This is a genomic window from Fibrella aestuarina BUZ 2, assembly GCF_000331105.1.
GTDB classification, from domain to species: domain Bacteria; phylum Bacteroidota; class Bacteroidia; order Cytophagales; family Spirosomataceae; genus Fibrella; species Fibrella aestuarina.
The window spans coordinates 214,572-229,896 of record NC_020054.1; the positions used below are offsets into that span (position 1 = coordinate 214,572).

Sequence of the window (15,325 nt, forward strand, 5' to 3'; positions counted from 1 at the left end):
GTCTATCGCGGTGTTCCGAGCGTATGTAGGTAGCTATTTAGGTGTCCTGCCTCTTGATAAGTGGAATGTGTTTTTTGTCATTCCGACGAAGGAGGAATCTTGAACGTAGGCCAGCTAACAGGTAATGAAACGTCAATATTCCTCCTTCGTCGGAATGACAAAAAAGAACCAGACAACCTAACCTTAACGTATGATTCACTCCCCTTCTTCTACGCTGTTGTCTGCCGTCAGGCTAATAGGTTTTTTAGTAATTCTGGCGTTACTGGCGAGCCCCTCGTTTGCACAAACGGTAGCGAATGGCGAAACGCTGTTTGAAGCCAAGTGTGCCAGTTGCCATAATTTCAAGCAAGACGGCATTGGTCCGCAACTTGGCGGGCTAAAGGGCGTCGTCGATGCGCAGTATCTGGACCAATTCATCAAAAGCCCGAAAGCGATGATCGACAGTCGCGTGGCCCGAGCCTACGACAAGTTCAGGAAGTTTCGCACGGTAATGCCTAATTTTAATTACCTGGAACAGCGGGAAATCGATCAGCTGGTCGCCTACATTCTCAAACAACCCGCCCCGGCCAGTAGCGATCTGGCGTTGAAAAATACCGTCGAAAATCCGGTTGGTCCGGCCATTGCCCAATCGGGACTTGTGCTAAAGCTGGAAAAGGTGATTCAGTTTCCGGCGACCCGTAAGACGGACCCGCTTACCCGGGTCAATAAAGTGGGGGTTCACCCGATTACCAAAGAGACGCTGGTGGCCGATTTACAAGGCCAACTATACATCCTGAATAGCCAACATCAGGCGGATGTGTATGTCGACGCCACCGTACAGTTCCCCAACTTCGTTAATGAACCGGGGCTGGCTACGGGACTGGGCAGCTTCGCGTTTCACCCGGACTTTGCGAAAAACGGACTTTTCTACACCACCCATACCGAACCCAAGAACGCCGCCAAAGCCGATTTTGCCTTCGCCGACAGCATCCCCGTTAAGCTGCAATGGGTGGTCGATGAATGGACTGTCGACAAGCCCGCCGCCCGGGTCATGACGGGCAAACGGCGCGAAGTACTCCGGGTAAACGTGGTGGGTCAGATTCACGGGATGCAGGAGATTGCGTTCAACCCCTACGCCAAACCGGGCACTGAAGACTACGGCCTGCTGTACATCGGCATCGGCGACGGTGGGGCCGTCGAACAGGGCTATCCGTTTATTCCCCGCGAAAAAAACCACGTCTGGGGCAAAGTGCTGCGCATCAACCCGGCAGGCCGCACGAGCCGCAACGGGCAATATGGCATTCCGCCGACGAACCCGTACGTCGGTAAAGATGGCCTCGACGAAGTATACGCGAGTGGTTTCCGGAACCCGAATCGGATTTCGTGGACGAAGGATGGGAAAATGCTCGTTTCCAACATCGGTCAGCGTCAGCTCGAATCGCTGTATTGGGTAAAACGGGGCAAAAACTACGGCTGGCCCGACCGGGAAGGCACCTTCGCCATTGAGTCGATGACCAACATCAACGTTGTATCGCGCTTGCCAAAAGACGATGCGGCATATGGCTATTCGTATCCGATCGCGCAGTTTGATCATGACGAAGGCAACGCCATCATGGGCGGTTTCGAGTATACCGGCAAGCAAGTGCCGGCCCTGAAAGGCAAATACGTCTTTGGCGAAGTGGTCAGAGGGCGCGTTTTTTATATAAATCTCAGCGAAGTTAAAGAAGGTAAACAGGCCACGATTCACGAGTTGGCCCTTGCCCTCGACGGCAAACCAACCACCCTGAAAGCGCTCACCAAGGCGGATAAAGTCGATTTTCGGATCGGGCAGGACGCGAGCGGCGAGCTGTATGTGCTGACCAAATCCGACGGGATGATGTATAAAGTGGTTCCGTGAATGGGGCAATTTTGCGACCCGGTTGGCTGACAAAGGCGGTCGACAAACCGTTATCCCTGAAACGGCACCCACTCCGCTCACGACATGGCCTTTACGTTTCTGACCGCCGAATGGCGAAACCTCATTTTTGCCAACTACGCCATCGACCGGCAGGTGCTGGAACCCCTCGTTCCCTACGGCACCGAACTCGACGAATTCAACGGCGTTTGCTACGGCAGCCTGGTGGGTTTCTACTTCCAGAACGTGAAGATGCTCGGTAAAGTCGCCGTGCCATTTCACCGCGAGTTCGAGGAATTCAACCTGCGGTTTTACGTGCGTCGCCGAACCGACACCGGCTGGAAACGGGGTGTGGTATTCGTGAAAGAGATCGTGCCCAAACTGGCCATTACGCTGGTGGCCAACACCCTCTACGGTGAGCCCTACGCCACGCACCCCATGCGCCACAGCTGGCAAACCGACGGCGCCCAACAGACGATCGGCTACGAATGGAAGGTTGGGGCGAATTGGAATCACATCCGCGTGCAGGCCGACCGGGCCGGGCATCCGCTCGTGCCGGGGAGCGAAGAAGAGTTCATCACCGAACATTATTGGGGCTACACCAAACGGGCGTCGCTGGCGGGTTCAGGGGGGCGCACGTCGGAATACGAGGTGGTGCACCCGAGCTGGCTCATCTACCCCGTGCACGATTTTTCGGTGCATTGCGATGTCACTACGCTCTACGGACCGCAATTCGCTCCCTTTTTCGATCGGCCGCCCCAATCCGTTTTCCTGGCCGATGGCTCTGCCGTGGCCATTCAGTCGGGCGCCACCATCCGGCAAGGCTCAACCGGTTAGGCAACGTACCTGAACGATGATACCGCGTGTGGTTCTATTGCGTATCGACAGTATGCAATCAACGTAGAGCGAACAAATCGACTACGCTAACGCTCAGGAACAGCTTTTTTGTCATCCCGACGCCATGATAACAAAAAGTACAATAAATCACTTGTATTCAACGCATTACAAACATCAGCTTCTAATCAACTAAGCAACCTGACCTTACGAACATGGACCAATCGTCAGCAGAACCCAGCATTTTGGCCCTCTTCCGGCTACAGGGCCAAACGGCCTTCATAACAGGCGGCAACCGGGGGCTGGGCCTCGCGATGGCGCAGGCACTGGCCGAGGCCGGGGCCAACATCGTCATCGCCGCCCGCGACGAAGCCACCAGCCAGCAGGCCGAGGAAACGCTCCGATCGCGCTACAGCGTCGAGTGCCTGAGTGTGGTTTGCGATGTAACAGACGAGCAAAGCGTCAACGACGCCGTGAGTCGGGCTGTCGATCGGTTTGGCAAGATCGACATTCTGGTCAACTCGGCGGGGATCAACATCCGGGGGCCCATCGAAACGCTCTCGCTCGATGACTTTACCAGCGTCCAGCAGGTGAATGTCACGGGCACCTGGCTGGCCTGCCGCGCCGTATTACCCGTGATGAAAGAACACGGCTACGGCCGGATCGTCAACATGGCCTCGATGCTGGCGCTGACGGCCATGCCCGACCGAACCCCCTACGCCACCAGCAAAGGGGCGATCCTGCAACTGACCCGCGCGTTGGCCCTGGAAGTCGCCCAAACCGGCATCACGGTCAACGCCATCTTGCCCGGTCCGTTCGCAACCGACATCAACCTTCCGCTCTTGAACGACCCCGAGAAGTATCAGGCTTTCGTCGCCAAAATTCCACTGGGCCGCTGGGGCGAACTGCACGAGATTGGCGGCATCGCGTTGTTCCTGGCGAGCCGGGCGTCCAGCTACGTAACCGGGGCCTGCTTCTCGGTTGATGGCGGCTGGGTAGCCCAGTAGGGACCCCACCCCAACCCTCCCCTTGAAATAAGGGGAGGGGGTCTTGAGTGCCAATGTTATTAGCCCGGTTCACGTTGGAGGTATGCGTATGCCCAATGAGTTCGGCTTGCCAATCTCCCTCCCCTTATTTCAAGGGGCGGGGCGGGGTGGGGTCCCTACTGCACAACCCCCACACCTTGAACCCTTTAACCGTTCACATACTTCCGCCAGTTGTGTTGCTCGTTGAAGCCCAGCACGTCGCGGATTTTTTTGTTCGAAAATAAGGCCTCGTGTTCGCCTAGTTCACGGGTAATGGGCACGCCGGGGAAGAAACGCTCGGCCAGTTCCTTTGTTGGAATAATAGCTCCGTTGTGGTCATTGCCCGCGTTGAACACCTGAAAGCCCAGCCCGTCTTTTTGCAGGCACAAATCCACAATCTGACCTAGGTCACGCGCATCGATGTAGCAGAAGGCGTTCCGGCGGCGCACTTCGGGGTGCTCAAAATAATAGGGAAACAGCTCGGCGTATTCGTGCGGCTCGATCACATTGCCGATCCGGAGGGCGTAGATGTCGAAGCCCGACCGGCGCTGGAAGGCGCGGGCCGTTTTTTCGTTCACCACCTTCGATAAGCCGTAGCTATCCATCGGGTCGACGTCGTAGTCTTCTTCCAGCGGCAGTGAGTGGGGGTCCGTTTGGCCGTCTGAAAAACAGATGCCGTAGGTGGTTTCCGAAGACGCGATAATGATCTTCCGAATGCCCAGCTTCACCGCCGCTTCGATCACGTTATACGTACCCACGGCGTTGACCCGAAATGTTTCGTTGTCGGGTTTCAACAGGATACGGGGTATGGCCGCAAAGTGGACGACCGCGTCGAATTTAGGAACGCCGTTGCCCGGCTCCAGTTCGTCCAACCCGGCATACGATGTCATAGCGTCGAAGACTTGCCCCGAATCCGTAATGTCGACGGTCAGGTTATCCACTCCCGGATGGTTCAGCGGCGTCAGGTCTACGTTCAAGACCCGATGCCCTTGCTCGAGGAGATAGGGAATCACGTGTTTACCCGCTTTGCCCGATCCGCCTGTAAAAAGTAGTCGCATGTTCGTTATGTGCTTGTGTGTACTGATTGATGGGTCACCCCCGGCCGTTTCGTCTCAGCTTAAGGCGGCCAGAAGGGGCAACCTCGTATACTCAATAACCTCAATTCCGTAGCAGTGTTGTGTGCTGGACTTGGCGGATGAAAGATAGGGGTCAACCGTGAGTTGGCCATTCAGGCTGGTTAGTCTTACGGCCGGACAGCCGCTGTCCACTTTCGGACAGGCAACGTACCTGAATAGCCCTTAAAACGGCCCGAAACGGCTGTTTTTGTCTTTGGCACCCGGTTTGTTTTACAGAATTACAACTAATTAACTCTGTTCTTGATCCGGTATGCGACGTGCCTTTTTGGGAGAATTTGAAGAAGTCGTTCTGCTGGTGGTGGCAGCCTGCCCCACCGATGCCTACGGCGTCAACGTGTGGGAAGATGTGCAGCAGCAAACCGGCCGTGCCATCACCATGAGTGCCGTACACACCACCCTCTACCGGCTCGAGGAAAAAGGCTACCTGTCGTCGGTGCTGGGCGGGGCTACAGCTGAGCGCGGCGGTCGGCGCAAACGCTTTTTTGCCCTTACCCCCCTGGGCGTACGGGCCCTACAGGACATTCAGGCCGTGCGCGACCGGCTCTGGCAGGCCATTGCGCCCGGTAAGCTCCAATTGATTCTCGGTTAACGATCGCTCCCTATGAATCAACTCCCGACCGATCCGCAACCGCCGCGCCTGCCCGACCGCCTGCTCGAATGGTTTTGTGCGCCGCATCTGCTCGAAGACGTACAGGGCGACCTGCACGAAGTGTTTCACCGCCGCCAGGCGCAGGTGGGATTGAGCAAAGCCCGCCGCGAGTTTACCATTTCTGTACTACGCCACCTGACGCCCTTTTTCCTGCGGCGCCAACCTGTCGACGTTGAGTACCCATCCCCCTCTTTACTGTCTGTCAGTATGTTACGCAACTACCTAACCATCGCCCTGCGCACGCTGGCCCACAACAAGGCCTACTCCGTCATCAACGTGGTTGGCCTGAGCATCGGGCTGGCCGCTGCCATGCTGATCATCCTCTACACCAAAGACGAGGTGAGCTACGACCGCTTCCACGCCAACGTACCCAACATCTACCGCATCATCGGGCGCGAGACATCCCCCGACGGCAAGGACGACCGCCAGAATTCAAACTCGGGCTATTTTCAGGGGCCCAAATTCAGCGCGGGGACGCCCGAGATCCAGTCGTTTACGCGGTTGCAGACCAACCACCGCGACATGAAGCAGGGCAACGAGGTGGTGAGTCAGGAGGTGTTTGCCGCCGATTCCACCTTCTTCAGCATCTTTAGTTTTCCGCTGCTCAGTGGCGACCCGCACACGGCGCTGGCACAGCCCAAATCGGTGGTGCTTTCGGCGAAAATGGCCGAGAAGCTGTTTGGCACGACCGACGCCCTTGGCCAAACGCTGGCGTTTAAAAATACCGACGGAGGAAAGGCGGTTTTCGAGCCCTACACGGTAACGGGCGTCGCACAGAACTGCCCCCAGAATTCGTCGATCAAGTTCGACGTGCTGCTGCCGTTTGTAACCCCCGCCGACCAGCTGACCAACAACGAAAACTGGTTTACGTTCTTCCTGAACACCTTTGTCGTGCTTAGGCCGGGTGCCAACCTCCGGGCGGTAGAAGCCAAGATGAACCAGATCTACCGGACCGACGCGCTGCCATCGATTAAGATGATGGCCGAAAAATATGGGTTCAAAAACAAGGTCGAGTATGGCCTGCAGCCCTACACGGCCATGCACCTGAGCACCGAACTCCCCGCCCAAAACGGGCTGGTGGATCAGAGCAATCCAAGCTTCTCGTACATCCTGACGGGCATTGCGCTCTTTATCCTGCTCATCGCCTGCATCAACTTCGTGAACCTGACCGTCGCGCGGTCGGTCAAGCGGGCCAAGGAAATCGGCGTCCGGAAAGTGGTCGGCGGGGGACGTACCCAGCTGATCGTGCAGTTTATGGGCGAGTCATTTCTGCTGTGCGTGGTGGCGTTCGGGCTGGCGTTGCTGCTGGTGCTGCTGGTATTGCCCACCTTCAACCAGCTGGCCAACAAAGCGCTGTCGCTCACGTACCTGTTGGACACCGGCCTGGTGCTGGGGTACGTTGGTCTGTTGCTGGCGACGGGCTTCCTGGCGGGTCTGTACCCGGCGCTGGTGCTGTCAAATTTCAGCCCTGTGCAGACGCTCTACAACCGCTTCCGGCTGGCGGGCCGCAACTACCTGCAACGGGGGTTGGTGGTGCTCCAATTTTCACTGGCCTCGTTCCTGATCGTGGCCACGCTCATCAGCCACTCGCAGTTCAACTACATGATGACCAAGGATCTGGGCTACGACGATACGGGCATTGTGCGGGTCGAGAAATCGAACCTGAGCCGCCGCGAAGCCACCCTCTTCAAACAGGAGTTGCTGAAAAACCCGAACATCGTCGACGTGGCACCTAAGAACATTGGCAACTGGATGACGATCGCCAAGGCCAACGGCACCACCGAGGTCAATTTTGCCTACGAAACCGTCGATCCGGCGTACCTGCCGCTGTTGCACGTGCCGGTGCTCAAAGGCCGGAATTTCTCGCCTGCTTTCCCCGCCGACTCCACGCAGTCGGTGCTGGTCAACGAAACGTTCGTGAAGCAGGCGGGCTGGAAAAACCCGATTGGGCAGCTGGTCGATTTCTGGTATAGCCCCGGCGAACGCTACACCGTGGTTGGCGTGGTGCGGGATCACCATTTCAACGGACTGAACCAGAAAATTCCGCCGCAGCTCTTCACGATGAAACCGGGCAACGACTACGGGATGGCGCTGATCAAGATCCGGCCCGGTACTACCACCGCCAGCCTGCAACACATCGAACAGACGTTCAAGCGACTGTTTCCGATCAATCCCTACACGTATAAGTTCATGGACGAAGAGAACCGGAAACGCTATGAATCGGAGGCCAAATGGAAGGAGATCATGCTGTTTGGCGCCATCCTGACGATCTTCATTTCGTGCATCGGCCTGTTTGGACTGGCCACGCTCTCGGCCGAACGGCGCACCAAAGAAATTGGCATCCGTAAAGTGCTGGGCGCGTCGGTAACGAGTATCGTCCAACTGCTGTCGTCCGACTTCCTGAAACTGGTGGTGCTGTCGTTCGTCTTTGCGTTTCCGGCGGCCTGGTATGCCATCAGTCAGTGGCTGGAGAACTACCCGTACCGCGTCGACATCAGCCCCTGGATCTTCGCGGCGGCTGGCTTGCTGGCTATCGTGATCGCCTTTGTCACGGTCAGTTTTCAGAGCATCCGCACGGCGCTGATGAACCCGATCACCAACCTGCGCCGCGACTAACAGGGCGTATCAACGTCTGGGAAAAGGGCTTGGTCCGTATGGCTAATACAGACCATGCCCTTTGTCCATTGCGGGACAGCCCGTGTCCATTTGCGGACAAGCCGAATAAGTAATACGGCCGTAAAACAGGTCATACGGGGCCGTTCTGGCCCTTTTGCACCTTTGGCCGTCTATTTGTACGATAAAATGCAGACTAATCCGAAACGCGTATGCGCCGAACGTACCTGGGCGAATTTGAAGAAGTGGTGTTGCTGATGGTGGCCATTCTGGATGGCGACGGCTACGGGGTTACGGTCAGCCAGGCGCTGGAAGAGCATACGGGGCGGGTCGTCACGTTCGGGGCGGTGCATAACACGCTCATCCGGCTGGAAGAGAAGGGGTTCGTCATCTCTGAACTCGGCGGGGCCACGGCCGCGCGGGGCGGGCGACGCAAGCGGCTGTTTCGGGTAACGGCACTGGGCAGCCGGGCCTTGCAGGAGATCCAGCAACTGCGGCAGGAATTGTGGCAACTGGTTCCACCTCACACCCTCCGACTGAGCGGCCTATGAAAACGCCCAAACCCAATTACCGCGCCTCCCAGTCAACCCCACCCCGCTGGGTACGTTGGCTGCTGAGGCGGCTGCACCCCACAGACACCCTGGAAGAAGTGGAGGGCGACCTCGACGAGCTCTACGCCGACTGGCAGGCGCGGGCGGGGCGTACCCAGGCCACACTCCGCTACGTGCTCAACGTGGCGTCGGTGCTGCCGCCTTTCGTGCGCCGGCGACAACGTACCCGGCCGGAATACCCCAACCCAACCCCGACAACCATGTTACGCAACTACCTGACAGTCGCCCTCCGCACCCTGGTCAAGCACAAGGCCTACTCGGCCATCAACATTGGCGGGCTGGCCGTGGGTATGGCCGTAGCCATGCTCATCGGCCTGTGGGTATATGACGAACTGTCGGTTAACCGATCCTTCCAGCACCACGACCGTATTGCGCAGGTCGTGCGCAACCGAACGGTGAACGGAGACACCGATACCAAAATGGGGCTGCCCATTCCCTTGGCCCAAAGTCTGAAAACCACCTACGGCAACTCATTTAAACACGTTGAACTGGCCTGGTGGACGAGTTGGCACACCATTACGCTACAAAACCAGGTGTTTTCGAAGAGCGGGAAGTTTATAACGCCCGGCGCACCCGAGATGCTGTCACTGACGATGCTACGGGGCAGCCGGGCTGGCCTGACCGAACCAGCCTCTATTCTACTGTCAGCGTCGCTAGCCAGGGCCTTGTTTGGCGATACCGACCCGCTGCACAAGACGCTGACCCTCGATAATACCATGACGGTCAACGTCACGGGTGTGTATGAAGACATTCCCGCTGGCAACGCCTTCGACGATGTGCAGTTCATGGCGCCCTGGAGCCTGTATGCCGCGTCGACACCCTGGGTAAACGAGGCTAAAGACGACTGGACCAACACGTCGTTTGAGGTATTTGTCGAGCTGGCGCCGCGGGCCACCTTCGCCGACGTATCGGCCAGGATCAGGCACTTGCTCGCCCAGCATACCCAGACTAGTGCGACTCAGAAACCCGAAGTCCTGCTGTACCCGATGGCGCGCTGGCATTTGTATTCCGACTGGAAAAACGGCGTCAACGAAGGCGGCCGGATACAGTTCGTCTGGCTGTTCGGGATCATTGGTGTGTTTGTGTTGCTGCTGGCCTGCATCAACTTCATGAACCTGAGCACGGCCCGTTCGGTCAATCGGGCCAAAGAAGTGGGCATTCGGAAAGCCATCGGCTCCGGGCGCACCGAGTTGATCGTTCAGTTTCTGGGCGAGTCGCTGCTGGTCGTCACGCTCGCCTATGGGGTGGCCCTGCTGCTGGTAAATCTGGCCGTTCCCTTCTTCAATCAGATAGCTGACAAACACATGGCCATTCCGCTGCGCAGCCCGATGTTCTGGTTGTTGGGCATCGGTTTTACGCTGCTTACGGGACTGATCTCGGGCAGCTACCCCGCGCTTTATCTGTCGTCGTTCCGGCCTATTGCCGTGTTGAAAGGGGCCGCCACGACGAGACATCTCCGGGGCATCAATCGCATTGCCACGCCCCGCCGGGTGCTGGTGGTGGTGCAGTTTACGGTATCGATCACGCTGATTATCGGCACGTTGGTCGTTTATCGGCAAATTCAGTTCGCCAAAAACCGCCCCATTGGCTACAGCCGCAACGGGCTGATTTCGCTGCTGCTGAACGTACCCAACTACGAGCAGCACCGGGAAACGGTGCGGAACGAATTGATCCGATCGGGAGCGGTGCTCGACGTGGGCGAGTCGGCCAGCCCGCTGACGGAGGTCCGCTCAACCAACGGCGGTTTCGAGTGGGCCGGGAAAGACCCAACCCTCCAAGTCAATTTCGCAACGATCAGTGTATCGCATGAATTTGGCAAGACGGTCGGCTGGCAATTTGCCCAGGGGCGCGATTTCTCCCGGCAACTGGCTTCTGACTCGCTGGGTATCGTGCTAAACGAATCGGCCGTGGCGTTTATAGGCCTGAAAAACGTGCTCGGCAAAACCATCACCTGGGATGGAAACGGGTTCAACGTCAGCTTCCACGTCATCGGCGTCATTCGGGATATGGTGATGGATTCGCCCTACGAACCCGCCAAACCGTCGGTCTTTTTCATTGGTCCGCAACCCGGCAAATTCCTGACCATGCGGCTCAACCCAGCCCGCAGCCCACAGGCCGCCCTGACGACCATCGGCGATGTGCTGAAAGAACACCTGCCCGAGGCGCCGTTCAATTACACCTTTGTGGATGACGAGTACGACCAGAAGTTTCGGAGTGAAGAACGAATCGGCACGTTGGCCAGCGTCTTTGCCGGACTGGCCATCTTCATCTCCTGCCTGGGGTTGTTTGGGCTGGCTTCGTTCGTGGCGGAGCAGCGCACCAAGGAAATCGGCATCCGCAAAGTGCTGGGCGCGTCGGTCGTTACGGTCTGGGCGTTGCTCTCGAAAGATTTTGTCGTGCTGGTCAGTATCGCTCTGGGTATCGCGACGGTCATCGCGCACTACCTGCTTCAGCGCTGGCTTCAACACTACGAGTATCGCACGGAACTGTCGTGGTGGATATTCGCGCTGGCAGGCGTGGGGGCCGTCGTCATTACGCTGCTGACAGTGAGCTTTCAGGCTATTAAAGCGGCACTGCTGGACCCCGTAAAAAGCCTGCGGAGCGAATAGCACGGGAAATAAGGCCGGGTTGCTTTCAGCGCATGGGTTGCAGGGATGGCGGCGGGGCGCACCCGCTATTCTTGTCGTCTTTTCGTCAACGGAAAAAGGTTACGTCCTACGGGTCGTATGCTTGCGACAATCAACCTCCAAACGGCTCAAGCCCTATGCAATCGACCAGCCAGCCCGTAGACGACTACATCGACGCCCTGCCCGACGACCGGAAGGCAGCCATCAACCAGCTTCGCGACGTACTCCGGCAGCAATTACCCAACGGCTTTTCGGAAGAGATGAGCTACGGGATGATCGGCTACGTGGTGCCGCACGCGCTCTACCCGGCCGGGTACCCTAGTAATCCGGCCCTGCCGCTGCCCTTCATCAATGTGGGGTCGCAGAAAAACGCCATCGTGTTTCATCACGTCGGACTGTACTGCGATGCGGACCTGCTGAACTGGTTTGTCGGCGAATACCCCAAACACAGCACTACCAAACTGGACATGGGCAAAGGCTGTGTCCGTTTCAAGAAACCGGACCAGATCCCGTACGCGCTGTTGGGCGAACTGGCCGCCAGGCTGACACCCGACGCCTGGATCGCCATCTACGACCAGCACCGAAAGGCCATGAAGTCGGGGCGCTAGCTGTCATGAGCGGTTTAGCCGGCCTCAGGACCGCACCAGGTTGGCTACCACTACGCACCGTACCGGCGGCGGGTCCGTAACTTCACGAACGCTTAATGGGAACGGGCCGCCACCGCTGACGCGAATCCGGTACTTTTGCGCGCAACACGAACCGGCCTTTTCCATGCCTATTATTCTATTGCTGTTGGCTTGCCTGGCTTGCTGGCCCGCGCTGGCCCAGAAACGTACCCCGAAAGCCGTTTTTGTGATTGTCGATGGCATTCCGGCCGATGTGCTCGAAAAAGCCAACACGCCGCATCTCGACAGCCTGAGCCGGGCGGGGTTCTACAAGCGGGCCTACGTGGGCGGTCAGAAAGGGACGTATTCCCAAACGCCAACCATCTCGGCGGTGGGCTACAACAGCCTGCTCACGGGTACGTGGGTCAACAAGCACAATGTCTGGGGCAACGACATCAAAGCCCCCAATTACCACTACCCGACGCTTTTCCGGCTGTTCAAGAACCAGTACCCGACCCGCAAAACGGCGGTGTTCTCCAGCTGGCTCGACAACCGGACCAAACTCGTGGGTGATGGTCTGCCGCAGACCAATAACCTGACCATCGACTACCATGCCGATGGGTACGAGCTCGACACGGCGACCTTCCCGCACGACCGCGAAAAAGCGTACATGAGCCGGATCGACAACCGCGTAATCGACGAAGCCATCGCCTGCCTGCGCACCCAGGCGCCCGACCTCTCGTGGGTCTACCTCGAATACACCGATGATATGGGCCACCGCTACGGCGATAGCCCGCAGCTGACAGCCGCCGTTGAGAAGATGGACGCGCAACTGGGCCGACTGAGCCGTGCCCTACGCACCCGGCAATTACAGGGCGGCGAAGACTGGCTGCTGATCATCACGACCGACCACGGCCGCGACGCCAAAACGGGACACAACCACGGCGGGCAGTCGGACCGGGAGCGCCAGACCTGGGTAATCGCCAACCAGCCCGGCCTGAACGCCTACGGCAAACAGGCCACACCGGGCATCGTCGATCTGATGCCGACCATCGCCCGGCACTTGAAGGTACGTATCCCGACCAGCGTTGCGCGCGAAATCGACGGGGTACCCCTCGCCGGCCCCATCTCGCTGGCCGGCCCACAGGTACAACTTCAGGGCGACAGCCTGCACATCGGTTGGAAAGCCTTCACGACAACGGGCCGCGTGAAGGTGTGGCTCTCAACCACCAACGCCTTCGAGACCGGCGGCGCTGACCGCTACACGCTGCTTGGCAACGTACCCATCACCCGGCAGCAGGCCGTTTTCTCGGTGAAAACGTACCCGTCGTCGTTTTACAAGATCTGGCTCGAAGGCCCCGCCAACTCCGTCAACCGCTGGGTTGTGTTGAAGTGAGCTGGGGCTAGGGGCGGGGCGCCGGGATAGCCGCTGATGTAGCTGGCGGAAGCTCGTACAACAGACAAAGGTTACGTTCATCTGGTCGTATGCTTGTGCCGACAAACGCTACTAAACGCAATCATGACCAGCCCAAAAGCTACCCTCAAAAACGCCTGGCCTTACCAGCAGGACCGCATGAACCTGCCCGTCGCCGACCTCGACGCGGCGCTGCCTTTCTACGAGACCACCCTGGGTTTCCAACTGGTTTCCCGGCACGATACGCTCCCTAAATCGGCCACGATTGCCCGTGATGGCCTTACGCTGGGGCTGGCCGAAAACGGCGGCGACCCCGAGCAGGATGGCTGCTTTTTCGAGGTCGACAACGTCGTTAATGCCTTTGCCGAGCTGCAGGCCAACGGCCTGCCGCTGGAGCAACCCGGTTTCAGCATGCAGCAGCACGGCGACGTGCGGTGGAAAGTCTTTTTCGTCGTAGCACCCGACGGCCTTTGCTACTGCTACGGCGAACGGCAGGCCTAACCGTCAGCGGCTAGCCGGGTAGTTGGGAATGTTGCGACCGAGGTAAATGGGGCGCTCGGCTTTGTACATGTTGCCCACGTCTTTGAGCGTCAGGATGCCGCTGCCGCCTCGGTTTTCCAGCTTCTGCCGGTTGGCAGGGGTGAGCAGCGGGTCGTCGGCAAACACAAACTCGTCGATGTAGTATTCGGGCAGGCCCGGCTCTTTCACGGTGATGTGGATGTGGGCCGGGTCGGTGTGGCCGGGGTACGGCGCCGGGCGTAACGTCACGACCTTGTATTCGCCTTTTTCGTTGGTCCGCAGCCAGCCGCGCAACGAGCCATGCCGCCGCTCCCAGCCTTTAGCGTCTTTGTTGGCAACGTAACGCCCGGTTTGGTCGGTATGGTAAAGGTAGAGCACCACACCCGGCGCCGGGGTTTTGCCGTCGGCTTTGTACACGATACCGTTAATCCCCAGCGGCTTTTTACCAGCCCAGGTGGCGTCGGGCAGTTTCAGGAAACTGTCCAGCTTCTCGAACGGGACGGAGCTTTCGTGAATGGCTTCGCAGCCTTCGCAAGGGCCGCCCACCTGCCTGGACTGGCCGTACCCCGTCAGGCTCAGCAGCATCGCCAGCCCCAGGCCGAGTTGCGTTTTCATGGCTTGTATTGTTTTTGGCATAAAGCAACCAGGTCCGGCACCCTATCCAAGCCGGGTAACCTGATGCCTGGTAAAGTCGACGGGTGCTGCCAAGGACGTACCGAGGTGATGTTCGGGAAACAGGCCATTAAGCAACTGTCGGCGGGACTGGGTAGCTCTTACTCGGCTTTCAGCGGTGGCCCAACGACCTGCATCTCGTTGGCGGCAAACACCTTGGCAACTTCTTCTTTTGAGGGTTCGTGGTCTAGGCCGGCCATCGTAACGAAAAACGTTTCCAGCTTGCCAGCGGGTTGCAGCATGACCAGCATTTTGCCGGTTTGGGCGAGTTGCGTCCAGGCGTGGGGGACGTTGCGGGGCAGAAAAATGCTGTCGCCGACCGCCAGCTTGTATTTCTCGTCGCCCACCTGAAACAGATAGGCGCCTTCCAGCACGTAAAACACTTCATCCTGCGACGGGTGGATATGCAGCGGTGTACCCCGCCCCGGCGAGAGCGACGTCTGCTCGAACAACGCAAAATCGCCGTTGGTATCCGTGCCCGAAATTTTCACGTCCAAGACGTTCGAATTGACGCCCTTGAGCTTGAGATGCCCATGGATACGCCCTTCCCCCGCGCTGATTTTGAAGCCCTTTCCCCGCGCATCCGCCTTTTTGGTCCGGGCAAAAGCGGGCATCGTTAGTCCGGCGAATCCGGCCGTGATAAATCGTTTCCTGTTCATGGCGTTTGGCTGCGTGTGAGGCGTTCGTTATAGCCCTAAAAGTCACGGAAATGCGCATCAACCTTGTTCACCTATTTAGTAAGTGGTT

At 58.3% G+C, this 15,325-nt stretch carries 13 protein-coding genes; 10 read left to right on the top strand and 3 right to left on the bottom strand.

Annotated features, from left to right (window positions below; genetic code table 11):
• Positions 1 to 190 precede the first annotated feature (190 nt).
• The 3 genes from FAES_RS00835 to FAES_RS00845 all read left to right on the top strand — a co-directional run bounded on the left by FAES_RS00835 (position 191) and on the right by FAES_RS00845 (position 3,714).
• Positions 191 to 1,876, top strand: a complete 1,686-nt coding sequence (locus tag FAES_RS00835) for a PQQ-dependent sugar dehydrogenase (protein ID WP_015329280.1) — start codon at positions 191 to 193, stop codon at positions 1,874 to 1,876.
• 84 nt (positions 1,877 to 1,960) lie between these two features.
• Entirely contained in the window at positions 1,961 to 2,710 is a 750-nt protein-coding gene (locus tag FAES_RS00840; protein WP_015329281.1) for a YqjF family protein, read from the top strand.
• Positions 2,711 to 2,922: 212 nt separating this feature from the next.
• A complete protein-coding gene (locus FAES_RS00845) occupies positions 2,923 to 3,714 on the top strand; it encodes an SDR family NAD(P)-dependent oxidoreductase (protein WP_015329282.1) in 792 nt (263 codons plus the stop codon).
• Positions 3,715 to 3,899: 185 nt separating this feature from the next.
• Here the strand turns inward: FAES_RS00845 and FAES_RS00850 are convergent, their stop codons facing one another.
• Positions 3,900 to 4,790: an NAD-dependent epimerase/dehydratase family protein gene (locus tag FAES_RS00850; RefSeq protein ID WP_015329283.1), complete on the bottom strand. Its 891-nt coding sequence runs from the start codon at positions 4,788 to 4,790 to the stop codon at positions 3,900 to 3,902.
• 328 nt (positions 4,791 to 5,118) lie between these two features.
• Between FAES_RS00850 and FAES_RS00855 the strand changes: the two genes are divergently transcribed.
• The 7 genes from FAES_RS00855 (at position 5,119) to FAES_RS00885 (ending at position 13,888) form a co-directional block, all read left to right on the top strand.
• Positions 5,119 to 5,457, top strand: coding sequence for a PadR family transcriptional regulator (locus FAES_RS00855; protein ID WP_015329285.1), 339 nt, complete (start codon positions 5,119 to 5,121; stop codon positions 5,455 to 5,457).
• Positions 5,458 to 5,469: 12 nt separating this feature from the next.
• On the top strand, positions 5,470 to 8,133 hold the full coding sequence (locus tag FAES_RS00860) for an ABC transporter permease (protein ID WP_015329286.1): 2,664 nt from the start codon (positions 5,470 to 5,472) through the stop codon (positions 8,131 to 8,133).
• Between the two features lie 209 nt (positions 8,134 to 8,342).
• A complete protein-coding gene (locus tag FAES_RS00865; RefSeq protein ID WP_015329287.1) occupies positions 8,343 to 8,681 on the top strand; it encodes a PadR family transcriptional regulator in 339 nt (112 codons plus the stop codon).
• On the top strand, positions 8,678 to 11,350 hold the full coding sequence (locus FAES_RS00870; protein ID WP_015329288.1) for an ABC transporter permease: 2,673 nt from the start codon (positions 8,678 to 8,680) through the stop codon (positions 11,348 to 11,350). The genes FAES_RS00865 and FAES_RS00870 overlap by 4 nt, the downstream gene beginning before the upstream one ends.
• Positions 11,351 to 11,505: 155 nt before the next feature.
• Complete coding sequence (locus FAES_RS00875) at positions 11,506 to 11,976, top strand: DUF1801 domain-containing protein (RefSeq protein ID WP_041257327.1); 471 nt, start codon at positions 11,506 to 11,508, stop codon at positions 11,974 to 11,976.
• A gap of 163 nt (positions 11,977 to 12,139) precedes the next feature.
• On the top strand, positions 12,140 to 13,369 hold the full coding sequence (locus FAES_RS00880) for an alkaline phosphatase family protein (protein ID WP_015329290.1): 1,230 nt from the start codon (positions 12,140 to 12,142) through the stop codon (positions 13,367 to 13,369).
• Between the two features lie 123 nt (positions 13,370 to 13,492).
• Complete coding sequence (locus FAES_RS00885; protein ID WP_015329291.1) at positions 13,493 to 13,888, top strand: VOC family protein; 396 nt, start codon at positions 13,493 to 13,495, stop codon at positions 13,886 to 13,888.
• A 3-nt stretch (positions 13,889 to 13,891) separates the two neighbouring features.
• Here the strand turns inward: FAES_RS00885 and FAES_RS00890 are convergent, their stop codons facing one another.
• Complete coding sequence (locus tag FAES_RS00890; RefSeq protein WP_148289269.1) at positions 13,892 to 14,521, bottom strand: dioxygenase family protein; 630 nt, start codon at positions 14,519 to 14,521, stop codon at positions 13,892 to 13,894.
• A gap of 158 nt (positions 14,522 to 14,679) precedes the next feature.
• Entirely contained in the window at positions 14,680 to 15,237 is a 558-nt protein-coding gene (locus FAES_RS00895; RefSeq protein WP_015329293.1) for a cupin domain-containing protein, read from the bottom strand.
• Positions 15,238 to 15,325 lie beyond the last annotated feature (88 nt).